The 25,402-nt window shown below is 59.3% G+C and carries 22 protein-coding genes and 1 tRNA gene; 15 read left to right on the top strand and 8 right to left on the bottom strand.

The genetic code is table 11. From position 1 onward, the window contains the following. The first annotated feature begins 45 nt into the window (after positions 1-45). Both ACVWXW_RS05790 and ACVWXW_RS05785 read left to right on the top strand, forming a co-directional pair. Complete coding sequence (locus tag ACVWXW_RS05790) at positions 46-1,020, top strand: Gfo/Idh/MocA family protein (protein ID WP_011433046.1); 975 nt, start codon at positions 46-48, stop codon at positions 1,018-1,020. 312 nt (positions 1,021-1,332) lie between these two features. After that, positions 1,333-2,619 (top strand): AmpG family muropeptide MFS transporter, encoded by a 1,287-nt coding sequence (locus ACVWXW_RS05785; protein ID WP_457403148.1) that lies wholly within the window; start codon positions 1,333-1,335, stop codon positions 2,617-2,619. 59 nt (positions 2,620-2,678) lie between these two features. Here ACVWXW_RS05785 and gap read toward each other — a convergent pair whose 3' ends face one another. Further along, on the bottom strand, positions 2,679-3,695 hold the full coding sequence (gene gap, locus ACVWXW_RS05780; protein ID WP_011433044.1) for a type I glyceraldehyde-3-phosphate dehydrogenase: 1,017 nt from the start codon (positions 3,693-3,695) through the stop codon (positions 2,679-2,681). Positions 3,696-3,882: 187 nt separating this feature from the next. Here gap and surE point away from each other — a divergent pair, with 187 nt between their 5' ends. After that, entirely contained in the window at positions 3,883-4,689 is an 807-nt protein-coding gene (gene surE / locus ACVWXW_RS05775; protein ID WP_414374912.1) for a 5'/3'-nucleotidase SurE, read from the top strand. On the opposite strand, the gene ACVWXW_RS05770 is transcribed toward surE, so the two are convergent. Next, on the bottom strand, positions 4,612-5,259 hold the full coding sequence (locus ACVWXW_RS05770) for a DUF3318 domain-containing protein (protein WP_457403147.1): 648 nt from the start codon (positions 5,257-5,259) through the stop codon (positions 4,612-4,614). The genes surE and ACVWXW_RS05770 overlap by 78 nt on opposite strands. A gap of 248 nt (positions 5,260-5,507) precedes the next feature. On the opposite strand from ACVWXW_RS05770, the gene ACVWXW_RS05765 reads away from it, so the two are divergent. The 4 genes from ACVWXW_RS05765 (at position 5,508) to ACVWXW_RS05750 (ending at position 10,792) form a co-directional block, all read left to right on the top strand. Then, positions 5,508-6,299: a GvpL/GvpF family gas vesicle protein gene (locus tag ACVWXW_RS05765; protein ID WP_457403145.1), complete on the top strand. Its 792-nt coding sequence runs from the start codon at positions 5,508-5,510 to the stop codon at positions 6,297-6,299. A 218-nt stretch (positions 6,300-6,517) separates the two neighbouring features. Then, positions 6,518-7,906, top strand: a complete 1,389-nt coding sequence (locus tag ACVWXW_RS05760; RefSeq protein WP_457403144.1) for a homoserine dehydrogenase — start codon at positions 6,518-6,520, stop codon at positions 7,904-7,906. 118 nt (positions 7,907-8,024) lie between these two features. Beyond that, positions 8,025-9,560, top strand: a complete 1,536-nt coding sequence (gene hemG / locus ACVWXW_RS05755; RefSeq protein ID WP_457403143.1) for a protoporphyrinogen oxidase — start codon at positions 8,025-8,027, stop codon at positions 9,558-9,560. A gap of 53 nt (positions 9,561-9,613) precedes the next feature. After that, positions 9,614-10,792, top strand: coding sequence for a DUF3326 domain-containing protein (locus ACVWXW_RS05750; RefSeq protein WP_457403141.1), 1,179 nt, complete (start codon positions 9,614-9,616; stop codon positions 10,790-10,792). A 13-nt stretch (positions 10,793-10,805) separates the two neighbouring features. On the opposite strand, the gene ACVWXW_RS05745 is transcribed toward ACVWXW_RS05750, so the two are convergent. Further along, on the bottom strand, positions 10,806-11,711 hold the full coding sequence (locus tag ACVWXW_RS05745; protein ID WP_457403140.1) for a leucine-rich repeat domain-containing protein: 906 nt from the start codon (positions 11,709-11,711) through the stop codon (positions 10,806-10,808). 170 nt (positions 11,712-11,881) lie between these two features. Between ACVWXW_RS05745 and ACVWXW_RS05740 the strand changes: the two genes are divergently transcribed. From ACVWXW_RS05740 to ACVWXW_RS05730, 3 genes are all read left to right on the top strand, one after another. Next, positions 11,882-12,499, top strand: a complete 618-nt coding sequence (locus ACVWXW_RS05740; RefSeq protein WP_457403139.1) for an IS607 family transposase — start codon at positions 11,882-11,884, stop codon at positions 12,497-12,499. Beyond that, positions 12,387-13,586, top strand: coding sequence for an RNA-guided endonuclease InsQ/TnpB family protein (locus ACVWXW_RS05735; RefSeq protein WP_457403186.1), 1,200 nt, complete (start codon positions 12,387-12,389; stop codon positions 13,584-13,586). Before ACVWXW_RS05740 ends, ACVWXW_RS05735 begins: the two co-directional genes overlap by 113 nt. 97 nt (positions 13,587-13,683) lie before the next feature. After that, entirely contained in the window at positions 13,684-14,934 is a 1,251-nt protein-coding gene (locus tag ACVWXW_RS05730; protein WP_457403138.1) for an LL-diaminopimelate aminotransferase, read from the top strand. 470 nt (positions 14,935-15,404) lie between these two features. Here the strand turns inward: ACVWXW_RS05730 and ACVWXW_RS05725 are convergent, their stop codons facing one another. Together ACVWXW_RS05725 and ACVWXW_RS05720 are read right to left on the bottom strand one after the other, a co-directional pair. After that, complete coding sequence (locus tag ACVWXW_RS05725) at positions 15,405-15,548, bottom strand: hypothetical protein (RefSeq protein ID WP_457403137.1); 144 nt, start codon at positions 15,546-15,548, stop codon at positions 15,405-15,407. A 127-nt stretch (positions 15,549-15,675) separates the two neighbouring features. Then, a complete protein-coding gene (locus ACVWXW_RS05720) occupies positions 15,676-16,500 on the bottom strand; it encodes a creatininase family protein (RefSeq protein WP_457403185.1) in 825 nt (274 codons plus the stop codon). A 174-nt stretch (positions 16,501-16,674) separates the two neighbouring features. Here ACVWXW_RS05720 and ACVWXW_RS05715 point away from each other — a divergent pair, with 174 nt between their 5' ends. After that, positions 16,675-17,097, top strand: coding sequence for a hypothetical protein (locus ACVWXW_RS05715; protein ID WP_457403136.1), 423 nt, complete (start codon positions 16,675-16,677; stop codon positions 17,095-17,097). Here ACVWXW_RS05715 and ACVWXW_RS05710 read toward each other — a convergent pair. Beyond that, complete coding sequence (locus tag ACVWXW_RS05710) at positions 17,094-18,359, bottom strand: aspartate aminotransferase family protein (RefSeq protein ID WP_414382746.1); 1,266 nt, start codon at positions 18,357-18,359, stop codon at positions 17,094-17,096. The genes ACVWXW_RS05715 and ACVWXW_RS05710 overlap by 4 nt on opposite strands. A gap of 155 nt (positions 18,360-18,514) precedes the next feature. Between ACVWXW_RS05710 and cysC the strand changes: the two genes are divergently transcribed. Both cysC and ACVWXW_RS05700 read left to right on the top strand, forming a co-directional pair. Then, a complete protein-coding gene (gene cysC / locus ACVWXW_RS05705) occupies positions 18,515-19,042 on the top strand; it encodes an adenylyl-sulfate kinase (protein ID WP_414390606.1) in 528 nt (175 codons plus the stop codon). Between the two features lie 96 nt (positions 19,043-19,138). After that, on the top strand, positions 19,139-20,074 hold the full coding sequence (locus ACVWXW_RS05700) for an alpha/beta fold hydrolase (RefSeq protein ID WP_011433031.1): 936 nt from the start codon (positions 19,139-19,141) through the stop codon (positions 20,072-20,074). A gap of 9 nt (positions 20,075-20,083) precedes the next feature. On the opposite strand, the gene ACVWXW_RS05695 is transcribed toward ACVWXW_RS05700, so the two are convergent. After that, positions 20,084-20,620 carry an HNH endonuclease gene (locus ACVWXW_RS05695; RefSeq protein WP_011433030.1) on the bottom strand — a complete coding sequence of 179 codons (537 nt, stop codon included), beginning with the start codon at positions 20,618-20,620 and terminating at the stop codon, positions 20,084-20,086. 510 nt (positions 20,621-21,130) lie between these two features. Here ACVWXW_RS05695 and ACVWXW_RS05690 point away from each other — a divergent pair. Continuing rightward, the gene (locus ACVWXW_RS05690) at positions 21,131-22,741 is read left to right on the top strand and encodes a nitrilase-related carbon-nitrogen hydrolase (protein ID WP_457403134.1); all 1,611 of its coding nucleotides are present in this window, start codon (positions 21,131-21,133) and stop codon (positions 22,739-22,741) included. Between the two features lie 66 nt (positions 22,742-22,807). Further along, positions 22,808-22,880, top strand: a tRNA-Thr gene (locus ACVWXW_RS05685). A gap of 121 nt (positions 22,881-23,001) precedes the next feature. On the opposite strand, the gene ACVWXW_RS05680 is transcribed toward ACVWXW_RS05685, so the two are convergent. Continuing rightward, complete coding sequence (locus ACVWXW_RS05680; RefSeq protein WP_457403133.1) at positions 23,002-25,302, bottom strand: DUF1796 family putative cysteine peptidase; 2,301 nt, start codon at positions 25,300-25,302, stop codon at positions 23,002-23,004. Between the last annotated feature and the right edge of the window lie 100 nt (positions 25,303-25,402).

The raw sequence follows: 25,402 nt of genomic DNA, 5'->3' as shown, positions 1-25,402 counted from the left end.
TGTGTGATGCTACAGACAGAGGCAGGCTAGGGGAGGGAACAAACCTTGCGGGTGGGGATCATCGGCACCGGCTACGCAGCTCGCTCACGGGCCGAGGCCTTGCGCAAAGATGGGCAAGTGCAGATTGTCGCTGTTGCCGGTCGAGCTCCCGACCGGAGCGATGCTTTTGCCGCCGAGTTGGGGGCCGTCGCCTATTCGGACTGGTCTTCTCTGTTGGGCGAGCAGCGGCTGGATCTGGTTTTTGTCAGCACCATCAATCGGGATCATGCCGCCATTGCCCGTGCTGCTCTGGAGGCAGGGATCCACACCGTCGTGGAATATCCCCTCGCCCTCAGCGCTGCCGAAGCGCGTTCCTTGGTGCAATTGGCAGCCGAGCGGCAAGTGCTGCTGCACGTCGAACACATCGAGCTAATTAGCGGCGTTCACCGGTTGCTGAAACAAGAGCTGGAAGGGTTGGGCAAGCTGTTTGCCGTTCGCTACATCACTCTCACCGCCACCCACCCCGCCCCCGATCGCTGGACCTATCGGCCTGAGTTGTTTGGCTTCCCCCTCATGGGGGCCGTTTCTCGCATCCACCGCTTGGTGGACTTGTTGGGCAGGGTAGAACGGGTGAGCTGCCAACTGCGCTACGACGGGCCGGATCTGCCCCACCGCTACAGCAGTTGCTACTGCACAGCCCAGCTGAGTTTTGCCAGTGGGTTGCTGGCGGTGTTGACCTATGGCAAGGGGGATTCCCTGTGGTGCTCGCAGCGGCTACTGGAGTTCCACGGTCAACGGGGGGGCCTATTGATCAACGGCGAAGAGGCAACGTTGCTGCGGCCCGGCAGCGCCCACCCTCTAGAGACGGGATCCCGCCACGGCCTGTTCGAGCAAGACACCCGCATGGTGCTGGATCACCTGCGCCACGGCAGACCCCTCTATATCCATACTGAAAACATGCTCCACGCCCTGGCGGTGGCCGAGGCAGCCGAGCGATCTGCCCAAACCCAGCAGGTGGTTTGCGTTCAGGATTGGCCCTAAGGGAAGTCCCTCTCCCCTTGAGAGAGGGGAGCTACGCAATGGGGAGTTTCACTGGGATGTTATGGTCATTTCAGGTTAAGGTGAGACGCCTGGGCTGCTGATCGCGCCAGCGGGACGGAGTCCTTGAAAAGCCCTATAGCCTGCTGCACTCAGAGTTTTAGGTGTGGGTGCAGTGCCCTAGTTTAATTGAAATGACCATACTGGCAATACAGGGATCCCTGAAAATAGACAGGATGGCGGGGAGGGCTAGTCATGATTGAGGCGGGGGCAAGCGTCTTGAGGCGGATGTTGGGCGTCTACGGCAGCTCTAAGATGGGCGTTCTGCTGCTGTTGGGGTTTTCTTCGGGTTTGCCGCTGCTGCTGATCAACACCACCTTGAATGCTTGGCTGACCCAAGCGGGCTTGACCACCATTGCCATCGGCTTGTTTAACCTGCTCAATTTGCCCTACTCCTTTAAGTTCTTGTGGTCGCCTGTTCTGGATCGATTTCTGTTGCCGGCACCGGGATCCCTGCGGGGCAGTCGACGGCGGGGGTGGATGGCCCTGACCCAGGTGCTGTTGCTGCTCAGCATAGGGCTACTGGGTTTTCAGGATCCGACCCAAACCTGGCTGGAAGCCTTGGGATGGGAAGAGCTGGCCCAGACTTGGCCGGGCATCACAGTTTTCACCCGCCCGATCTTTCTGGTGGGGTTGCTGGTGGCTTTTTTGAGCGCCTCTCAGGACATCGCGGTGGATGCCTACCGTACCGATATCTTGGCAGAGCGGGAGATGGGGGCAGGGGTAGCGATTTTCGTATTTGGCTACCGCATCGCGCTGTTGGTCAGCAGTGGCGTGAGTTTGATCTTGGCGGACTATTTGCCCTGGTGGCAGGTGTACGGGATCATGGCGCTGCTGATGTTGATCGGGTTGATTACCTCGTTTTTGGCCCCTGAGCCGGAAAACAGCGCCCTCAAGCCTACCTCTTTGCGGTCGGCTATCCTCGAGCCGTTTCAATCTTTTTGGCGGCACCGCTTGGCCTGGGCGATCCTGCTGTTTGTGGTCTGCTTCAAGTTGCCGGATAGCTTGGCAGGGCAAATGACCCCCACATTTTTGTTGCAGACGGGGTTTAGCACCAGCGATCTGGGCATTATCCGCAGTTGGATAGGCTTGTTGGCCACCTTGGCTGGGGCTTTTGTGGGGGGGGAGTGGGTCAGCCGCATCGGCACCTACCGCTGTCTGTTCATTTTCGCAGCCTTGCAAGGGATCGGCAATTTGGGCCTGGGAGCGATTGGGTTGGTGGGGCAAAACTATCCGCTGCTGGTGGGGGCAACCGTTTTCGACAACATGGCCGGGGGCATGGGCACGGCTGCTTTTCTGGCTTTTTTGATGAGCCTCTGCGACCGGCAATTTAGTGCCACTCAGTATGCTTTGCTCACCAGTGTGTTTGCCGTGGGGGGAACCTTGGCCGGGGCTGTGTCAGGCTATTTGGCGGCTGCAGTCAATTGGCCTTTGTTTTATCTGATCACGGCGATGACAGCCGCTCCGGCAATGGTGATCCTGCTGTGGCTCGGCCCCCCTTCATCGCCTGCAACCCCGGCCACAACCGCATCTGAACCGTAACTGCCCCACCGCAAATCCGGTTCTAATAGCCTTGCCTTGAACGCAACAAGGATGGCCGCCTACAGCGCAGCCCCGATTTTGGCCGCCAGATCCACCAGCCGCGCCGCATAGCCGTACTCGTTGTCATACCAGGAGAGCACCTTCACCGTGCGATCCCCTAAGGTCAGGGTGGATCCCAAATCCACAATGGAAGAGTGGGGATCCCCGACGATATCCGCCGAGACAATCTCCGGTGGAGCAATGGCCAGGATGCCGCGCAGCGGGCCTTCTGCAGCCTCGACAAAGGCTTGGTTGACGGCTTCTCTGGTGATGGGCTGCTCGGTACGCACCACAAAGTCCACAATCGAGCCGGTCAAGGTGGGCACCCGCAGCGCCAGGCCATCCATCTTCCCTCTCAGGGCGGGCAAAACCTCGGCCACTGCCGTGGCGGCCCCGGTGGTGGAAGGCACGATCGACACTGCTGCTGAGCGGCCCCGCCGGTAATCTTTGGGATCCGGGCGATCCACAATCGCCTGGGTGGCGGTATAGGCATGGCAAGTGGTGAGAAAGCCGGTCTCGATGCCGAAGCGATCCAACAAGACCTTAGCCAGCGGCGCCAAGCAATTGGTGGTGCAGGAAGCATTGGAGACGATGTGATGCCGCTCCGGGTCGTATTGGTCGTCGTTGACCCCCATCACCACCGTCAAGTCGGGGCCTTTGGCGGGAGCAGAGATGATCACCTTTTTGGCCCCGGCTTCCAGGTGTTTGGCCGCCCCCTCTCGTTTGGTGAACAAGCCGGTTGATTCCACCACCAGGTCAACCCCCAGATCTTTCCAGGGCAGTTGTGCCGGATCCCGCTCTGCCAAAACTCGGACTTTCAGGTGGTTGCCGATTTGCAGATGCCCGTCCACCGCGCTCACGGTTTGGGGAAGGCGCCCATAGGCCGAGTCGAACTGGAGCAGGTAGGCCAAGTTGTCGGGTTCGGTCAGGTCATTGACTGCCACCACCTCCAGCTCTGGAGCTGGCTGAGACAGCAGCACCCGCAGGAAGGCCCGCCCAATGCGACCAAATCCGTTAATGGCTACCCGTGTGGTCATCGCAATCCTCCGGTATCAGTTTATACGATGGATCAGGGGACGCGGCATGGGAGACGCTGCCCCCCTAGGGATAGGGTAAAAGAAGAACGGGATCCACATCGCTTTTGCACCCAAGATCTCCAGATTTGCCACTGGGACTTGCAAAAGGACTCACCCAAGAAGTTGCCGGCAGAAGGGAAAAGTAGGAATGAAGGTATTGCTGACCAACGATGACGGCATCGAGGCTGCCGGGCTGGCCAACCTCAAGTTGGCCCTCAGCGCCCTCATCCCGGAAGAACACTGTTGGATTGTGGCCCCCCACCAACCGATTTCCGGCTGCAGCCACCAGGTGACGACGGGGCGACCTTTTCGAGCCTTGGCCCGCGGCGAGCGCACCTTTGCCGTCGAGGGATCCCCTGCCGACTGTGTGCGGGTGGCCCTATTCAAGCTGGCCCCAGCGGTGGATTGGGTGCTTTCCGGTATCAACGAGGGGGGAAATCTTGGATCGGATGTGTATCTGTCGGGAACGGTGGCGGCGGTACGGGAAGCGGCGATGCGCGGGATCCCGGGAATTGCCATTTCCCAATACCGAGCAGGGGGCCAACCCATCGACTGGGAGCAAGCCCAGCGGTGGACGCGGGAAATCTTGGCGGAGCTGATGGAACAACCCCTGCCCAGGGGGGCGTTTTGGAATGTGAACCTGCCTCACTTGCCCGCCGGATCCCCTCTGCCGGAGCGGGTCTATTGTCCCCTCTGCACCCAACCCCTGCCGCTCGATTATGCGGTGGAAGCCGAGGGAAATGGGGCAGAGTCGCTGTGGTTTCGCTATCAGGGCCGCTATGCGGAGCGCGCTCGGGATCCCCAAACCGATACCGACATCTGCTTCTCCGGTCGGGTGGCCATCACCCAAGTGCAACTGGCCAAGGACTCCGTCCCGCTAACGCGACCAGGCGTTTCCGCTGGGGGGGGTAGAAGCCAGGTTGCGGGCAATGGTTCTCAGCCGTTGCAGCCGTAGCGCCGTCAGGATAGATGCTTCGCCGCTGTCGCGAACGGTGGGATCCAGCTTCAGAACCTGTTCTATGGCATCTGCCAGGTGTTGAGCGGCCTCCTGTCGGGTGTAGCCGCGAAACTGAGCACGGCGCAGGGCAAATTCATCGGCGTCGAAATGGGCGCTCTCCCGGTTCAGGTTTTGCCAGATCTGCCGGACGGAGAGAGCTGTAATGCCACCTGCCAACAGAGCGGAAAAGGGGTGCTGCAAAGAGAGCTCCGCAACAGTGGTGATGCCCCCCATCAAGGCCAGCGATTGGTAAAACCCCGGCTGCAACCAATTGCGGTTGCCCAGCCATCCCACCTCCCGCAGAAACAACAGATCCCGCTGCGGCTGAGGGATCCCTTGCCAACGGCGAAAATCGATGGCAATTGTGCCCTGGGGCTGCCAAGGGGCTTTGCGGCGGGAGATGAGCAGGGCTTCGCCCCCGAAGTGGGGAACAATGGTGATCAAGGGTCGGAAAGAAGCGGGGAGCAGATCCCGCAACCGTTCGGTTTCTTCTTTTTCGAAGGGTTGGAAATCTGGGCGGCTGGTCATGGCCTCACCTGTTGGGGGGGTTGGGGTGGGGAGCCCGCCTAAAAACAGGCCCTGTTCCGGCCCCAGACACCCCAGCCTGTGCAGAACCGATGCGAGGTTAGTCTATCGCATCTCCAGGCTGGCCGTGGAACTCTGGCCGTGGAACTCTATAGGTGGAACCCTGTAGGTTTCAAAGATCCCAATCCTAGGTTGCGTAGACTGGGAAGGCGAGCCTACCCGTCTTACCTACTCGTCTTAAATCCGAGACCATGACCTTCCCAGCTCAGCCAGAACCCCAAGTGCTCCGTGCTGCTGACGGGGATGAGCAGAGTATCAACAGCCCCCTTTACACCTACGCCTTCTTCCCGCAGCCAGCGCCAGAACTTTTGCCCTTCATCCGGCAAACCGAGGGGATCCATCGGTCGGTGCAGGTGTTCTCCCCGGCAGGCAGCCGAATTGCCGCTGCTGTGGAGCCGATGCCGGATCCAGAGTCGCTGCAAGTCTCGGATGAGGTGTTGGTGCGCTCTGCCCTGCGCCACGACCAGGTGATCTGCCGGCTGTTCGCCCAGATGCCGGTGCTGCCCCTGCGCTTCGGCACCTGCTTCCTCTCAGCAGAAAGGCTGGGATCCCATCTGCTGTCCCGGCAAGCGGAATACGAACAAGCCCTCGCAGCCATTGGGGGGCGGGCCGAGTACTGTCTCAAAGGAAGGGTTCAACCTCAGCCCCAACCGGAGCCACAGTCCTCCCTGAGCGGGACGGCCTATCTGTTGGCCCGCAAGCAAGCTTATCTCCAGCAACGACAAGCCCAAGAGCAGCAAGAGCAGGAGCAGCAAGCCCTACAGCAGCTTTGGCCTTCCACCTGGCCTGTGCAAAGGGGGGATCCCCAACCGGGAGAGGCCTTGCGGCTCTACTTTTTGCTCACTCCTGCCGAGTGGGAAGCCGCCCTTCAGCTCACCCAAACCTGGCTGGCTCAGCACCCCCATTGGCAACTGGATTGGAGCGCCCCTTTGCCCCCTTATCACTTTGTCCGTGCCCTGCGGGATCCCCTGGCCGACAGGTGATAGATCCCAACTAAGGACGCCGTCCCGCTAGCGCGAACAAAGTGCTCTGCATGCGGATCATGGTCGCGTTAGCAGAGCGTGGATCCAAGCGTGATAATGGTGAGGGGATCCCGTCCGCTTCCTGTTTGCATTGGCGAGGCGGAGCCCTCACAGGGCAAAGGACTCCGTCCCGCTAACGGGAACAGCAGGCAAAAGGAAGAGTTGTGGTCTAAAGCGCTATGCGCCGCTACCGCGAACGAGTTGGGCTATTGGGGCTGGGCACGGTTGGCACGGGTGTTGTGCAAATTCTGCAGCAACCCCGGCATCCTCTCTTGCAGTCGGTTGAGATTGCGGCGGTGGGGGTGCGCTCTTTGGACAAGCCACGGCAAGTGCGGATCCCGCCTGAGCGCCTGACCACCAATCTGGAGCAAATCGTGTCGGATCCGGAAATCGACGTGGTCATCGAGCTGATGGGGGGCTTGGAGCCGGCCCGCACCTTGATCTTAAAAGCCCTTGACCACGGCAAACCGGTGATCACAGCCAACAAAGCGGTGATCGCCCGCCACGGGGAGGAGATCTTTCAGGCGGCAGCCCAAGCCAAAGTCTCGGTGCTCTTGGAAGCGGCAGTCGGGGGCGGGATCCCGATTCTGCAGCCCTTGCAACAGTCCCTGCAGGCCAGCCACATCCAGGCGGTCTGGGGCATTGTGAACGGCACCACCAACTTCATCCTCAGCCAGATGACCCAGGCGGCCAGCTCATTTGAGGAAGCCCTGGCCCTGGCCCAGGCCCACGGCTACGCCGAAGCGGATCCCAGCGCCGATGTGGAAGGGTGGGATGCCGCCGACAAGATCGCCATTTTGGCCAGCCTTGCTTTCGGGGTGTCTGTGAAGCGGGCAGCCATCCCCTGCGAAGGGATCCGCGGCATCAGCCCCACCGACATTCGCTATGCCCGCGAGTGGGGCTACACCTTCAAGCTCTTGGCCATCGCCCAGTTGCGTCAGCATTGCGGAGCAGCAAGGGCCCATCCTGTTCGCGCTAGCGGGGCGGAGCCCTTGGATGACGGGGAAGGGGCGGTCGCGACAGCGTTGCGGAGCAACACGATGGCCTTGGACATCCGAGTTCACCCCACCCTTCTGCCCTCTACCCACCCCTTGGCCAACATCAACGGCGTGGACAATGCCGTTTTGGTGCAGGGGGATCCCTTGGGTCAGGTGGTGCTGTCGGGGCCGGGGGCGGGGCGGGGGCCGACTGCCAGTGCCGTTGTTGGCGATCTGCTGACCCTGATTGCCCACCGGCAAACGGGGGCTGATGCCCCCAATCCGCTGTGGGGATTCTCCTGCTTCCCCGCTGCCGCCTCTTTGATCCCTCTCTCGGAATTGGAGTCGGAGTTTTACGTGCGGGTATTGGCCCAGGATCAGCCGGGGGTAATGGGGGCGATTGGCACCTGCTTCGGTCGCCACCGGGTTAGCCTGGAGAGCATTACCCAAAAGGAATGTCACCAAGAGCAGGCGGAGATTGTGATTCTCACCCACACCGTCCGGGAGGCCGACTGCCGACAGGCGCTGGCCGAGATCCAACAACTGCCCCAGGTGGCCGGGATCCCCAGCCTATTTCGGGTGCTGCGCTAGCTGCTATAGATCCAAAATGCTCCGCACCGCTGACGCGAACGCGCTGGTGGGACGGGGAGCGGCTCAGAGCATAATTGTTTGACTCTTGAGGATTGAAAACCCCGTTGGAACCCAAAAGATGAACTCTTCTGTTGAGCACTTTGGTAGGACGCAGTCCTTGCAGGCTGAGGTGGTGGTGGTGGGGGCGGGCATCAGTGGCCTAACGTTGGCCTTGCGATTACAACAGGGCTTATCCCCCAAGGATGAATCCACCCAGCCGCTGCTCCTGGCCGAGGCCAGCTCCCGCGTGGGGGGCTGTATCTCCACCCAATCCAAAGACAGCTATCGCTGGGAAGAGGGCCCCAACAGCTTTACCCCCGTCCCCGCCCTGCTTAACCTCATTGCCGAGGTGGGCTTGGCGGAGCACCTGGTGCTGGCCGATGCCCAGTTGCCCCGCTACGTTTACTGGGAGAAAGCGCTGCTGCCGGTGCCCCTGAGCCCTTCTGCGGCAATTGGCTCGCGGCTGTTGAGCGTGGGCGGCAAGTTGCGGGCCTTACGTGGGTTGTTGGGGTTTGTCGCGCCACCGCCGGGCAAAGAGGAAACGGTGCGGCAATTCTTCCAGCGGCAACTGGGATCCGAGGTGGTGGAACGGCTGGTCGAACCTTTCACCTCAGGGGTGTATGCCGGGGATCCGGATCAGCTCAGCGCCTTGGCAGCCTTCCCCCGCATTGCCGGCTTGGAAGAACGCTACGGCAGCCTCTTTGCCGGTGCTGTGCAGGCTTTGCGCAGCCGTTATCGCTACGCGACGCTCCCGCGAACCCGTCACCAGGACAGCGCCAACTCCCCCATCCAGCCTCCTCCCAAGCGGGGCCAACTGGGTAACCTGCGGCAGGGGTTGCAGCAGCTACCTGAGGCGATTGCCCAGAAACTGGGCAGTGCGCTGCGGCTGGGCTGGCGGGCTGTGCATCTCAAGCGGGATGAGACGGGCTACCGGGTGGGCTTCGTCATACACGACAGCGGTGCAGAGCACACGGCCCCAGAAGAAATCCACTGGGTGGCGGCTCAACAGGTGGTGCTCACCCTCCCTGCCTACGCTGCTGCCACCCTCCTGCAGGATCTCAACCCCCAGGCCAGCCGGCTGCTGAGGGAAATCCCCTACCCGCCTGTGGCGGTGGTGGCTTTGGCCTATCCAGAAGAAGCCCTCCCCCAACCGCTGCGAGGGTTTGGCCATCTGATCCCTCGCTCTCAGGGCCTGCGCACCCTGGGCACCATCTGGGCCTCCTCCCTCTTCCCAGAGCGGGCTCCTCAGGGCTATCACTGCCTGGTCAGCTTCATTGGGGGGGCCACCGACGCGGCTTTTGCCTGTCAGAAAGGGATCCCGCCCATTACGGCGCTCTCCCCTGACGAGCGGGCCCAAATTGTGCATGCAGAACTCAGCCAGATCCTGCTCACCCGCCCTGTCGAACCCATCCGCCTGGGAGAGCGCCTGTGGCCCCAGGCTATCCCGCAATATACGCTTGGCCACCGGCAGCGGATTGCCCAATTGCAGGCCAGCCTGGCCGACCAAACCCCAGGGGTGTGGGTGTGTGCCAACTACCTGGATGGCGTGGCCTTGGGAGATTGTGTGCGGCGGGCCGAGGCCCTAGCCCAGCAGATCCTGTCCGTCCGGCGTTAGCGGTGCGGTTCCCGTTCGCGTGTAGCAGCATAGAGTGCTGTAGACATAGCAGCATGAGCCATCCCTACACCAGCCTCCTGCTCATCCCCACCGGCATTGGTGCCCGCATCGGTGGTTTTGCCGGGGATGCCCTGCCTGTTGCCCGCACCCTGGCAGCAGCCGCAGAGCGGGTCATTACCCATCCCAACGTGTTAAACGGAGCCAGTTTGTTTTGGCCGATGGGGAACGTGTTGTACGTGGAAGGGTACGGCCTGGATCAGTTCTGTGCGGGGGTGTGGAATTTGCGGCCAGTGCGCCAAAACTGTGTTGGGGTGGTGCTGGATGCCGGGATCCCCCCCGATCTGCAACAACGCCACCTGCAGGTGATGCAGGCTGCTCAGGCCACCTTGGGGCTCAACATTGGCCCCTGGCGCTTGACCCGCCAACCCTTGGGCGTTTCCGTCGGCTTCTCCCCCTCAGGAGCCAGCCAGGGATCCCTGGCCCAGCCTGATGCTCTCTTGGAGACTGCCCAGGAGCTGGTTCGCCTGGGGGCAGAGGCCATTGCTGTGGTGGCCCGCTTTCCGGATGACTTGGACTTCAGCCAATACGAGCAAGGAATGGGGGTGGATCCCTTGGCCGGCGTCGAAGCCCTGATCAGCCACCTGGTGGTGCGGGAGTTGCGGATCCCTTGTGCCCATGCCCCCGCTTTCTACCCTGAGACTTTCCCCAAGCCGGTTCACCCCCGCGCTGCTGCTGAAGAGGTGGGGTTTACCTTCTTGCCTTCGGTTTTGGTGGGCCTCAGCTACGCTCCCCAGTTCGTCAAGAGCGGGGATCCCGCCCAACCGGGCGACCTGACAGCAGAGCAGGTGGACAGCGTCATTGCCCCGGCCACTGCCTTTGGGGGGCCTGGCTTGCTGCACCTGGCCAGCCGTTATGGCTCCGCAACGCTGTCGCAACCCCACCACAATGCTCCGCCGCTGACGCGAACGGACGGAGTCCTTGCCCGTCCTCCGCTTTTCATTGCCGTCGAGGAAAACACCACCGTGATGCAGGTGCACCCCCGCCAGTTGGGGATCCCTCATGTATCGGTAACCTCCTATCTAGAGGCGATTGGAGTGGTGGTGGCCCACCGAGCAGGAGTGGCCTGGTCGTCGCTACGGCTCTCCCCCTCCACCCGGGACAAGCTGGGATCCCACACTTGCGCCGTTCGCGGTCGCGGTGCGGAGCACTTGAGCGGGACGGAGTCCCAGTAGGCTACCGGTCGCGTTAGCGGGACGGAGTCCATGAGCAGATGGGAGCCGGCAGGGGATCCGCCGGGTTTAGGCCGGCAAACCACTCCGACAGGGCGGCCGGCAAGCAGAGGCCGGGGTTTCCCTCGATGTGCAGCCGCTCCAGTCGGGGCAGTTCTGCCAAAAAGGTCGGCAGTTCTCCCGTGAATTGGTTACGTGCCAGGCGCAGATCCCGTAACTGATTCAGCTGAGCCAGCTCGGGGGGCAGGGATCCGCTGAGGCGATTGTCCGACAGGTAGAGGTTTTCCAGGTGGCGCAGTTGCCCCAGTTGGGGGGGAATAGGCCCAGAGAGCTGATTGCGATCCAAAAACAGGCCCTTGAGGGAGCTCATCTGGCCCAGTTGGCCGGGAAGGGTGCCGCTGAGGCGGTTGTTTTGCAGGATGAGGTTTTCCAGGTGGCGCAGTTGCCCCAGCTGGGGGGGAATAGGCCCAGAGAGCTGGTTGTGATCCAAAAACAGGCCGCGCAGGTTGCGCAGCTGCCCCAGCTCGGATGGGATGGAGCCGGAGAATTCGTTGTAGTCGAGAAACAGGTTTTCCAACTGGCTGAGTTGCCCCAGCTCGGGCGGCAGGGGGCCGGAAAGTTGGTTGTGGCTGAGGGACAAGGCTCGCAACCGGCGAAATTGGCCTATTTCGGGCGGCAAGGAGCCGCTCAACCCCTGGCGATCCAACACCAGTTGGACAAGACACTGATCCGAATCAAAAAGGGCCACCTCCTCTACCTTCACCTCCGGACGGCCCAGAGCTGCCAAGATCTGCCGCAGCAAGAGGGGATCCCGACAAAGGGGAGCAGACCAGGCCCCCATCCCCCAGCTCAGCCAAACCCAGATCGCCAACAGGCCCACCGCCCACCTCTCGTGCCGAGCCATTCCCCTCTGCTGCTTCATCCCTGCTCTCCAAAGGATCTTTGCCAAGGTAGCATCCTACTCCGTCCCGCCTCCGCCGGGGTTGTTGCTATGGGCAGGGGAACCGCGACGTAGAAGAGCATGACTCTAGTCAATGATACGCTGGACTATACTGAAAATAATGTATAGCATGTTCAGTATGGCTGCTTGGTATGGCTAGGTATGTAAAACCGAGAGAAGCGGCGGATTATTTTGGGGTGTGTCTCCACACTTTGAGGCGATGGGAACAGAAAGGCTGGATCAAGGCAATACGTACACCATCCGGTAGGGCGAGAAGGTATGACCTCGACAGCTACATTGGCCTCCGGCCCGCTGACGCGAACAAAGCGCCCAGAAAGGCCAAACAAGTCGTTTTGTACGCCCGAGTCAGCAGTCGAGGGCAGAAACCAGACTTGGAGAGACAGATTGCAAGACTGGTTAACCTCTATCCTGGAGCCGAAGTGGTCGGAGAGATTGGCGGCGGTCTCGACTTCAAAAGACCAAAGTTCCTTGCCTTATTGGAGCGAGTTCGTACAGGAGATATCGGAACAATTGTGGTCGCTCACAGGGATCGACTCTGCCGGTTTGGATTTGAGTTCGTTGAATGGTACTGCCGTCAATACGGGTGCGAAATCTTGGTTCTCGATGACGATCACCTTTCTCCCCAGCAGGAACTGGTTGAGGATATCCTCACCATCCTGCACTGCTTCAGCAGTCGGCTCTACGGACTCAGAAAATATCGGGCTGCAATCGAGAAAGATACGGATTTATCCGGAGCCAGCGCTGGCTAAAGTTTGGAAGCGGTGGCAGGCGGCGTGCCGGTACTGCTACAACCAAGCGATTGCCTATCAGCGTCAGCATGGTGCCCCAAAAACGGCCAGAAAGCTGCGGGACATCATCCTGCGCTCCGACCTGCCCGGGTGGGTGAAGGACGCCCCCTGCCACATCAAGCAGAACGCGGTCGTCGAGGCGTGGTTGGCGTTTCGCCGAAGCAAAGACGCGAGGTTTCGCAGTGTGCGGGACAGGTCGCATACGCTGCAATTCAACGCCGGCAACTTTCGCAATGGGACGTGGTATCCGAAACTCACCCGAGGTTTGGCGTTCCGTGCATCCGAGGAGATGCCCAGAGAATGGGCACGTGGAACTGAGCTAATGCGGGTGAAAGACAGATGGTATGCCATCTTTCCTGAGCCCGTGAACGAGCAGTGTTCGTTAGCAAAGGGGGTGATCGCACTTGATCCTGGAGTAAGAAGCTTCCTTACAGGGTTTGATGGGGCGGGCTTTGTAGATATCGCCAAGGGGGACTTTGGTAGGATCGTTCGGCTGTGCTACCACCTAGACGATCTGCAGTCCAGGCTGAGTAAAGCACCGAGACCCAAGCGTAGGCGAATGCGGCAAGCGGCGTTTCGTCTGCGGGAGAGAATCAGGAACTTGGTGGACGAGTGCCATCGCAAGGTAGCGGCGTTCCTGACGGATAACTACCGATTGATATTCCTCCCCACTTTCGAGTCAGCCAAGATGGTTGCCAAGGCGGGGAGGAAGTTTGGTAGCAAGACGGCAAGGGCGATGCTCACCTGGGCGCACTATCGGTTCCAGCAGTTCCTGAAGTTTCAAGCCAAAAAGAAAAACGTGGTTGTTGTGGAAGTATCGGAAGCGTACACCAGCAAAACCTGTACCAAGTGCGGGCACATCCACACTAAGTTGGGTGGCGCAAAGGTGTTTAGATGCCCAAAGTGCAACCATAGGCTACCACGAGATTGGCAAGGCGCTCTGGGTGTTATGCTCAGAGCTTTGCGGGATACCGCCGTTCTGTTTGGAAACGGACAGAATGCTATCGCTTCACCGTTGAGCAGTAATGGTCAGCAGTGTTCAGCGTAAATGTATCAGTTCTGGCCCGGAACCGGCTAAGGACTCCGTCCCGCTAGCGCGAACAGCTACACTGAAAAGCCGATGACCTCCTCTTCGGCAAACCTCCATGGCCAGGATCAACGACCACTTCCTCAAGCTCAAGACCGGCTATCTCTTTCCCGAGATCGCCCGGCGGGTGCAGGCTTTTGCCACCGCCCATCCCGAAGCTCAAATTATCAAAATGGGCATTGGCGATGTCACCGAGCCGCTGCCGGAAGCCTGTCGAACGGCCATGATCCGGGCGGTGGAGGAAATGGGGGAACGGGCCACCTTTCGCGGCTATGGGCCAGAGCAGGGCTACGAGTGGCTGCGCCAGGCCATTGCCCGGCACGACTTCCAGGCCCGCAACTGCGATATCGACGCTTCCGAGATCTTCGTCTCCGATGGCTCCAAGTGCGATTGCGGCAACATCCTGGATATCCTCGGCCACGACAACACCATCGCCATCACGGATCCTGTCTATCCGGTTTATGTGGACACCAACGTGATGGCGGGCCATACGGGGCCGGCCAACGAACGCGGCGAATACGAGGGCCTGGTCTATCTGCCCATCACTGCCGAAAATCACTTCACCGCCAGCCTGCCCAGCCAAAAGGTGGATGTGATCTACCTCTGCTTCCCCAATAACCCCACAGGCGCAGTGGCCACACGGGAGCATCTGCAAAACTGGGTGGACTATGCCCGTGCCCACGGCTCCCTGATCCTGTTCGATGCCGCCTACGAAGCCTATATCACCGACCCCGGGATCCCCCACTCCATTTACGAGATTCCAGGGGCGCGGGAATGTGCCATCGAGTTCCGCTCCTTTTCCAAAACCGCTGGGTTTACCGGCACCCGCTGTGCCTTTACGGTGGTGCCCAAGTCTTTGCGGGGGCAAGCTGCCGATGGATCCTGGGTGGATCTGTGGAGCTTGTGGTATCGCCGTCAATCCACCAAGTTCAACGGGGTGTCCTACATTGTGCAGCGGGGGGCGGAGGCGGTCTATTCCGAAGCGGGGCAAGCGCAGGTGCAAGGTCTGGTGCAGTTTTACCTGGAAAATGCCCGCATCATTCGCCAGCAGTTGGCCGAAGTGGGGATCCAAGTCTATGGCGGCGTGAATGCCCCCTACGTCTGGGTGAAAACACCCGATGGGCTGAGCAGTTGGGAGTTTTTTGACAAGCTGCTGCACACCTGCCATGTGGTGGGTACCCCTGGCTCTGGCTTCGGCAGCGCCGGAGAGGGCTATCTGCGCCTGTCCGCTTTCAACAGCCGCGCCAACGTGGAAGAGGCAATGCGCCGCATTGGCAGCGTGTTTGCGGGGGCTGGAGCCGTTGGTTAATTGAGTCTTGACCCAGAGGGCGAGGATTCTTTCAAGCGCTCCCCGCCGCCAGAGGCGAACAGCTTGGGCCCGACAGGAAAGATGACGAACCAGTCGGCGATACCGCCGCGAACCCTTTTGCCTGCAACGCAGCAACTGGGCCAGCTTCCCCTTCGGCTTTCCGGGTACTGCCGCTTCGACTGCAGCTGATACATTTACGCTGAACATTGCTGAACATCACTGTTCAACTATGCAGCGATAGCATTCTGTTTGTTTCCATTCGCGTCAGCGGGACGGAGTCCAAACAGAATGGCGGTATCCCGCAAAGCTTTGAGTAGAATACCCAAAGCGCAGTTTCCGTGTCGTCTTACTACCAATTTTCTGCTTTGCTTTGGCTACCATGTTGGCAGACTCGAAAGTAAACAGAAAGATCAACTGGTAGTAATCCGTACTGAACATATTATACATTATTTTCAGTATAGTTGAGCTTATTATTGACTAGAGTCATGCTCCTGACCGTTAGCGATGAAGATATCCATACCCTCATGGGCAGTGGCCAGGTGAACTTTGCCCAAATCCACCCCATTTCCACCAGAACGGGTGTGTTCTGGGGCCAAGGTATCACCCTTTCCCATTGGGCAGATAGAGTTTGCAGCAGCCCAGCAAAAAGCTGCCCTGATCGCGTCAGCAGGTCGTATCTTGGTCGGCCAGTTCTGGCGAAAGCCTTTCACAAAGCAGGCCGTAGGTCTTTTGCCTGGATCCCTAGACCAGCAGCGGGGCTTTGCGCCAAGCCTTGGGCTGCTGGAACCGGTGCAGATCTCGGATCAGCCGCACCCAGCCGTCAGACATGGACTCCACCAAAACTTTGCCTTTCTCCGGCGTGGCGGCGGTGGCATCGCCCAAAACTCCGCTCTGGGTGAGATCGCGAGCTGCCCAAGCGAAAGGGATCCGCCCTTCCATGCTGAGCAGGCTGTTTTCCGGCAGATCGTGGGGATATTCGCAGACCAATCGGTCGGTTCGCACCGTGTCCGGCAAAAGGTGCATCAGCATACTGGTCTCCCCATCGCCGGCGTGAATGCCCAATTCCCGTTCTTTCTCGGTAAACAGCTCTCGTCCTTCGTGGGGAACGCGCCAGACCGACACCGGAAACAGCATGAAATCTTCATACTTCTGGTGCAGATCGCGGGCAACAATCTCCAGGACCTGTGGCTGGCCACCGTGGGAATTGAGGAACACCAGCTTGCGAAACCCAGCTCGGTAGATGCTCTCTGCCACTTCTGTCAGCACCGCCATCAGGGTTTGAGCCGAGAGGGTAATGGTGCCGGGGAAATGCCAATGCTCGTTGGCTTTGCCGTAACATTGGGTGGGCAAAACATAGGCCGGGATCTCAGGCTCCAGCTTCTCCATGGCACGCCCAATGATCGCCGTGCCGATGCAGGCATCCACCACCAGGGGCAGGTGGGGCCCATGTTGCTCGATTGAGGCAACCGGCTGAATGATCACCACGTTCTCTTTGTCGGGCATGGCCTGGATCTCCGTCCAGGTCAGGTAGGGGAAAAAGCGGTGGGGCGGGACAAAAGTGTGCATCATGGCGGGATCCGTCCAAGTTTGATCAGAAAGCTACCTAGCACCATGCCACAAAATCGGGTTCACGAAATGCCCGCAAAGACGGGATCCCCGGCCAACCCGCCTGCCAAAGAAAAGTAAGGAGGCCATCGATTAGGATCAGTACAGTCCATATCGTCTTCAGTTAACGATTGCATGACCCTGTTGCCTTGTTTGCCCGCCCAGTGTGACTCTGTTGAGGGCCTGCGTCTGCTGGGGCGCCCTTTGCCCGCCTCGGCGGAAGTGGGCAGCGCTCCCCCCTCACCCCGTCCCATTCTCGCCCTGCCAGGGTCGCAGGCCACCCTCTATGTGGAGCTGATTCAGGTTTCTCGCCACAGTCTTGAGGCAGGCTCTGACACCCCGCCGCTGCTCTGGGTGCGGCCTCTCCTGCTCAGGCAGGGATCCCAAGTCTTCAACCTGCGGGCCACCTCGGATTTGCTCTGGCCTGCTGCCGGCTTTGTTCCGGCCTATGCGGAGGAGGTATTGCCCCTTCTGGAACAGGCAAGGGATCCCGCTCCCCACGAGCTCCCTGCCCGACAGCAGTTGCAGGCATTTCTGCGGCAAGTCTGGCGAGGCTAGGCTGCCCCGGAATGGCCAAGGGAGGCGGCCAACCTTTGCAAAGCCGATGCCAACATCGCTAGAGCCGCGTCAATTTCTGCCGGGGTGACGATCAAGGGGGGCACAAAGCGCACCACCTGGGATCCTGCCGGCACCAACAACAGCCCGCAGTCCATGGCTGCCTTGACCACTTCAGCCGCCGGGATGCGCACCACCAAGCCCTGAATCAGGCCCCAGCCCCGCACTTGCTCAACGAGCTGCGGAAACTGCTCCGCCAAGCGGGACAGCCCCTGACGCAGATACACCCCTGTCTGCTGGGCATTCCAAACCAAACTCTCCGACATTAGCGTGCGGCAAACCGCCAGGCCCACCGCACAAGCCAAGGGGTTGCCCCCAAAGGTGCTGGCGTGATCCCCCGGCTGAAACACGGCGCAAAAGTCTTTCGCCAACAAGGCCCCGATGGGGATCCCACCGGCCAGGCCCTTGGCCAAGGTGAACACATCCGGCTCCACCCCCAGGTTACAGTGGCCCCACAGCATGCCAGTACGGCCCATGCCCACCTGCACCTCATCCAAAATCAGCAGAATGCCCCGCTCGCTGCAGATCCGGCGCAACCATTGAAAATAGGCGGGATCCCCCGGCACAACCCCCCCTTCCCCCTGCAACGGCTCCAACAGCACGGCACACACCCGCTCACCCCAGCGCTCCAACACCGCTGCTGTGCCCTCGATGTCGTTGTAGGGAACGTAATCAAAGCCGGGCACCAGAGGGGCAAAGTCTTTCTGGTATTTCGGCTGGCCGGTGGCGGTAATGGTGGCCAGGGTGCGGCCATGGAAGCTGGCATGGGCGGTGAGGATCATCGGATCTTGGATCCCGCGCACCGTGTGGGCATACTTGCGAGCCAGCTTAATGGCTCCCTCATTGGCTTCCGCCCCTGAGTTGCAGAAAAACACCTTGTCGGCACAGGAGTGCTGGGTCAGCCATTGAGCCAGTTGTGCCTGCGGCTGGTTGTAGTAAAGGTTGGAAACATGATGCAACTGTTGCGCCTGCTCGGTGAGCGCCTGAATCCACAGCGGGTGGGCATGCCCCAGGGTACAGGTGGCAATGCCGGCCACAAAATCCAGGTACTCCCGCCCCTGCTCATCCCAAACTCGACACCCCTGCCCGCGCACCAGGGTTAAAGGATAGCGCCCGTAGGTGGACATCACATGCTCGGCAAACAGCTCGGCAGTTGTCGGGGATCCCGAAGTGGCACTGGCAAGAGGCGAAGTTAGAGGAGACATGGCCGGTAAAAGATTGCTGTCGTGTTGGCAGCGCGGAGCGCTTTGGGGCTGGCGCAAGCCGTGTTTCGAGTGTACCACCCTGCTTTTGGAGATGATATTCTGGCGGGGCCAAAGATTCAGGGATCCACAGCAAACAGACAGAAGCAAACAGACAGATGTCGCGGCGGGGGGTAACGGTCTGGTTTACGGGATTGAGCGGGGCGGGCAAAACCACCCTAAGCTGCGGCGTGGCCCAGCAGTTGCGCGCTTGGGGGCTGCCGGTGGAGGTGCTCGACGGAGATGTGGTGCGGCAACATCTCACCAAAGGGCTCGGCTTCAGCAAAGTGGATCGGGAGGAGAACATTCGCCGCATCGGCTTTGTGGCGGAGATGCTGACTCGGCACGGGGTGATTGTGCTGGTGTCGGCCATTTCCCCCTATCGGGCAGCACGGCAGGAGGTACGGCAGTATATTGGCAGCTTTATCGAAGTCTTTGTGGATGCCCCCCTGGAGGTGTGCGAACGCCGGGATGTGAAGGGCCTCTATCGAAAGGCGCGGGCAGGCTTAATCCAGCACTTTACCGGTATTGACGATCCCTACGAGCCGCCGGAACAGCCGGAGGTGGTGTGCAAAACTGCCGAGCAAAGCATCTCCGAATGTATTGACCTGGTGATACAAAGCCTAAAAAGCAGAGGTTATGTCTAACAGGCCCACTGCTCTTACGTTGCCCGTAGAGGGTGGGCTTCCCCCCGGAGTAGCTGCAAAGAACCTAGAATTAAGAAAGGCTTACAAGCAACTCCTATGGCTTCGACATCGGCATCGGCCACTCCCATTTCGGCGCAGTGGATCTGGCGGGGGCAGTCAGTTCATTACGTCAAACAGGGTGAGCAGGGGCAGCCTCTGCTTCTGGTGCACGGCTTTGGAGCCTCCACCGACCACTGGCGCAAGAACATTCCCGAATTGGCTCAACACTACCAGGTGTACGCCATCGATTTGCTGGGTTTCGGTCGCTCCGCCAAGCCCAACTGGGACTACCGCGCCGAAATCTGGCGGGATCAGCTGCGGGACTTTTGCCAACAGGTAATCCGTCGGCCTGTGGTGGGGATCGGCAACTCCCTGGGCGGCTATGTGGTGCTCAGTTTTGCGGCGGAGTGGCCGGAGTGGGTGCGGGGCGTGGTGCTCTTGAATGGGGCAGGTGGGTTTTCCACCCTCAAGGGATCCCCGACCGGATGGCGGCAATGGATAGGCGGATTGGTGGGCTGGGGCCTGCGCCAGCGCCTGGTGTCTTACCTGCTGTTTCAGTATTTGCGGCAGCCGCACGTGATCCGAGCCAAGCTGAAGCAGGTTTACTACGACCCGGCAGCCGTGACCGATCAGCTGGTCGAGGCCATCCATCGCCCCACCCAGGATCCGGGGGCTGCCGATGTGTTTGTGGCCTTGATGCGAGGTGGGCAGAAGGGACGGTATGTAGATGAGCTGCTGTGCAGCTTGGTGCGCCCGCTGTTGTTGATCTGGGGAGAACGGGATCCCTGGATGCGGGCTCGGGAACGCTCTAAGCTGTACCGGGCCCACTACCCTCAAGCAGTGGAATACTTCCTGGAGGCTGGCCACTGCCCCCACGATGAGCGCCCCGAAGAGGTCAATGCCCTGATTCACCGGTGGATCGAGACCGGGATCCCAGCCACCACTTCTCCCCCCATTTCCAAAGCTGCCCCTGTATCGGAAGTCCATCCCTAGGCGGCCCGTCTAGCTTGGGCTGTCCAACAATTCCTCCTGGGGATCCCCTTCTAGGCCGATGGTGTACTTAGACCATTCTCGATGGGAACCACTGCCGACGGCTTTGGAGATTTCAAAATAAAGAGTGCTGTGGGGACGGCGGGGTTGGCGCAGCAGGGGCATACCGGCTTCGCGGGGGGTGCGGTTCCCTTTTTTCACGTTGCAACGCACACAGGCACTGACCACATTTTCCCAAGTATCCCCGCCGCCACGAGACCGAGGGATCACGTGATCCAGGGTGAGATCTTCGCCGAAGCAGCCGCAGTACTGACAACGATGCCCATCCCGGTAGAGGACGTTGCGGCGCGTAAGTGGGATCTCCTTGTGGGGAACGTGGACATAGTGGCGCAGACGAATGACAGTGGGCAGGGGAATGTTGCCGTACACCACTCGGCCATTGTGCTCGATTTGCTCGGCCTTGCCCTTAAGCAAAAGAACGACTGCCCTGCGCCAACTGGTGATGTTGAGCGGCTCGTAGGAGGCATTCAAAACCAAAACCTTGCCCATAGTGCCGCGCACCGCTGACGGGATCCCCAACCTAAGCCGGAAGGCGCCAGCCCCCTGAAGTTATGCAAAATGTTAACACAGCTTTAGATTCAAGCAGTAGGAGTTCTGTGCTGATACATTTACGCTGAACACTGCTGAACATCACTGTTCAACTATGCAGCGATAGCATTCTGTTTGTTTCCAAACAGAATGGCGGTATCCCGCAAAGCTTTGAGTAGAATACCCAAAGCGCAGTTTCCGTGTCGTCTTACTACCAATTTTCTGCTTTGCTTTGGCTACCATGTTGGCAGACTCGAAAGTAAACAGAAAGATCAACTGGTAGTAATCCGTACTGAACATATTATACATTATTTTCAGTATAGTTGAGCTTATTATTGACTAGAGTCATGCTCCAGGAGATATTCCCGGCTGCTGCGAGAGCGCTACTCTGGAAAAGACCTGCCGGCAAGGGCGTGTTGATCCTGGGGCATTAGGTGGGGTTTCCCGAATAGGCTGAATTTTATTGAGGTGATGAAGCTGGAACTGAAATCTTCAACTCAACGGCAGGATCTGCCCCAAAAGAGAAACCCAGGCGAGGGATCCCGCTGGCTGATGGGTTTGGCCATTGCGCTGCTTTGTCTGGGATCCCCCAACCGCTGGCTGCACTGGTTTCCGGGAGCGCTGCTGGGCTTAGCCCTGCTGTTTGGCCTGTGCGAGCAACGGCAAGGGTGGGCGCGGTGGCGTTTGGCCTATGGCCTCTGGTTTTGGGTTTGCCTGTATGCCTTCTGGGTGGATCCCTTCTCGGTTAAGGTGTTGAGCGCCTGGGAGATCCTGGGGGGCGTGGTGGTGGCTCCCCTGATCCCCCTCTTTTTCACCACCGCTACGCTCCTGAGTTTGGAGCTGAGCCGCCCCCTGCCGGTTTGGGCACGTCCGCTGGGCTTGGCCACGGTCTGGACAGGCTTGGATGGGCTGTTGGGCTTGCTCTGGTGGCCCATCCCTTTCCACTGGGGATCCCTGTTGTTCGACTGGCCCCTCGGGATCCAAGTAGCCGATGTTACGGGGATCTGGGGGGTTACCTTCTATGCCGTGTTCGTCAATGGGGTTCTTTGGCAGATGGCCAGGCAGATTTCTAGCCGGTGGCAGGCGGCTGGGGGATCCCTGAGAAACGTTTTGGGTGAGATGCTCAGGAACAGGGATTTCTGGGGTACGCTCGCCTGCGGCCTGGGGTTGACGGGGCTGGTCTTGGCTTATGGAAGCGCACGCCTGGCTTACTTCGATGCCTTGGCCGTCGAAAACAGGGATCCCGGCTTTCGGGTGGGGGCAGTGCAGCAGGTGGCTTGGCTGGAAGCCGATCGCAGTTGGAACTACCGCCTGGAGCGCTACCGGGAGCTGCATCAGCTTTCTGCCCAGGGGGTGGCTGCTGGGGCACAGTTGGTGATTTGGCCGGAGGGGGCGCTGCGGGCACGGCTGCTGAATACTGGCCTGGAACCCTACGTGATCGAGCCGATGCAAGCGATTCTGCCGCCGGAAGGCGCTTTGATTACGGGGGCAACAGAGCCGGATCCCCGCACAGCCCATTTGCCGGAGCCAGAGCAGCGATTTTTTAACACGGCCCTGTTGTTTGACGCCCGGGGCAACTTGCTGGATGGGTTTGGCAAGCAGTGGATCTTTCCCTATTTCGAGTCGGGGCGCTACGTGCCTTCACCCGATGGCTATCGGCCTCTGGACGGAGGGGAGCTTTTCGGGCCTTTGGGGGTGATGATCTGCTTGGAGAGCGTCTTGCCTGCGCCCAGCCGAACTTTAACCCGTCGCGGCGCCGAGTCTTTGATCGTGATTTCGGATGATAGCTGGTTTGGTAATAGCCACTGGCCGATGTTGCATGGCCAGCTCTCGGTTTTCCGGGCTGTGGAAAATCGGCGGGGCGTGGTGTTTGTCAATAACACAGGCGGCAATCTGGTGGTGGATCCCTCAGGTCGGCTCCAGCAGGTTGGCCCCATCTTTCAGCGGGGGGTGATTACGGGAGAAGTGAAGCGGCGTTCTGAGACAACTTTCTACAATCGCGCGGGGGATTGGCTGGCGTGGCTGACGTTGGGGCTATCTTTGGGGCTGTGGCGCTGGGGATCCCGAGCAAGGCAAGGATGAGTTAGAATCGATAGGCCCACCGGTGGGTCTGCGGATTCTCCTATCCAGTCCTCACTTCAAAGCCCTGCTGATGTAGCTCAGTTGGTAGAGCAGCTCACTCGTAATGAGCAGGTCGTCGGTTCGAGTCCGATCATCAGCTTTCTGGAGTTGAACACCTCAGAGTCCCTTTGGGAGAAGAGTTGGGGGTGGTCGCGGAAGCGGCGCGGAGCGTTTGGGCAGCAGCGATCATTCTTTCGAATTGCAGTGAAACCTTGGAACGGCTACAGTTGTGGAGGGCACCAGAAAAGATTTCGGGTAGAGACCCCCAAAGAATGGAGGATATCTCTCATTACCCCTGTGCAGTACTTCCAATGCTCAGGATCTGCACACATGCGGTCGGGATTTAACTCCATCTCATAATGGATAACATTGGGGATCCCGGCAAACTCATCAGAAGACTGAGGAGAAACAATCAGCAGCAGAAAAGGCTTGCCCCTGCGCTTAGCCGCCAGCTTATCCATTAAGTCAACAACGGCCTCTCGCTGGCAACCCCCTGTGCGCACAAACAAGACTTTATCGGCTTTTTCCAAAACATACATAAAACGCTTGGCGCGAGCAGTGTAGCGAGTTCGCATTCGCTCATGGATGGGATCCATATTCTGAAGTGGATCTTCCCCCTCTTCCACTTCATGGCCAAAAGAGAGGCCCGTCCACTTGCTGTGGTAAATTCGCCTATCTTCAGGGCTGTAGTGTAAATATTGCGGATCCCACATGCCCTGAAACTCGTTGTGGATCATATCGGCCACATCAGCCAAATTGCTGGTGCGTGTCAAATCAAAAGGAAAGGCAGGCCCGTCATATTCCAACTTGTAGAGCAGCATTCGCACCGCGCAGCGATCCCCTAACGGCACAATGGCAACACGATGAATATCGGATAATTTGCAGGTGTATTCCAGCAGCATGACCGATTCGGGAGCAGCCTTTACCCGACTTTCGAGGCCACCTTCCCCGATCATCAGGGTTCGGAAGAGAGCTTCGCGGTGGCTCGGATCTTCATAAACACCCGCTGGCATGGCTTTGAGAGCGGCCCGCACTTCCTTCCACATGGGGTGGATGTTGTACTCGTGACTGCTCTGGTTGATCACGCACAGGCGAGGCATGGGATTAGAAGAGCCTTCTGAGGATCCACTGAGCTTGAGAAGGATCAACGATCCATCCTCGAAGATCGTTTCTACTGATTCCGAGGAAAAGAACTGGGCTACTGGGGAGAAGACAAGATCGGCATCCGCAGGAATGGAGAGGGTGGTTTGCACCGAACCATCTTCTTGTACGGAAAGGGAATATAAGGTAGCATCCCCTAGCCTTTCATCGCTTTTGCCAATATACAGACCCGGCTGTAGACCTGCTTTTTGGAAAGCGGCTTGCAAAGGTTGCCAAGTGGGCGTGATGGTATAAGGGTAGGGAGTTATATTCACGATGCGAAATTGGTTTTTGCCTGTTTCTGCAGTCACCCAAAAACCATGCTCATCTGCAAAAACGACCCGTTCTCCAACGGGTTGAGCAAGCTTTCTACGAGCTGAACTAACTTGGCCGGGATCCAGAAGAGAGAGATCGATGGCCTCAAACATGACCTGATGACCCTTGGAATTGGGGTGAGCTGGGTCAAAAGCAAGGTCTGGTTTCCAGCGGCCCTGTCCATCTTCCAAATGAGGCAGCCAATTGAACACAGGGCATCCCCAGCTGAGCATTCTTTGCTGAGTTTCTTGCAAAAGAAGATGCTGTTCTGGGCCGTAGTTTGCATGGGGATAAACCCCTCCCAGAACTGGCAAGGCTCCAATGTCTTGAATTCGCTGAATTAACCGCCGCAGGCCGTTTTCAAACCGTCTCTGCAGGGCGCGGCGATGCTGGGGCAAGGCCGATACCAAGCCTTCATTTCCCAAGGACAGGGCAACAATAACGACATCAGGACGTTCAGGGATCACCGCCTGCTCAAACCGCAACAGAGTTCGGCTGACATTGGCCCCCAATTGGGAGAGATTTCGCACTTGATGGCCATAGCGCTCTTGTAGAGCTTTCTGCAACAGCCAAGCCCAACCTCGCAACAGCCAAGCGCTGCACCCCAGGGCAACGGAGCTGCCCAAAATGACGACTTTTAGCCCTTGCGGATTTTCCGGTTCGACCTCAGGAATGGGATCGGCAAAATAGCCGTAAGGATAGGCAGGGATCCGGCCAAACTCTCCATCCTCAACAATTAAAACTGCCGGCAAAGGTTCCGGCTCAAGGGGCACCCAGCGATTGACATCGGCGGATTCCCAAATCACTTGCCCACCGGCTTGCACGCGCAGATATCGGTACTCCACTCGAGGAGTTTCTTTTAAACATCCACTGTAGGGTAACAGCGGGCCGGGCGCGCCGTCTGCTGGGCTCAACGGCAACTCTACCCACCACAGCGGATAATGAGCGGGATCCGTCTGCAGCCAAATACAATGGCAGGGATCCCAGGAGCCCAATTTTGCGCTGGATCCCACCAAGGCAATTCGCTCGCCCGGCTGGGTGATGGCACGAACCTGGAAGCGATACATAACGTTTTCCTGGCACAGGATTCAATGGGAAATTGTGGGGCTGCGCGGGCGGACTGCACTCACTCATCACCCAATCAACAGCTCAGCAGCCGGCTGAGAA

It is taken from the genome of Thermostichus sp. MS-CIW-30, assembly GCF_054058015.1.
This window is presented reverse-complemented; position numbering and strand designations above follow the sequence as displayed.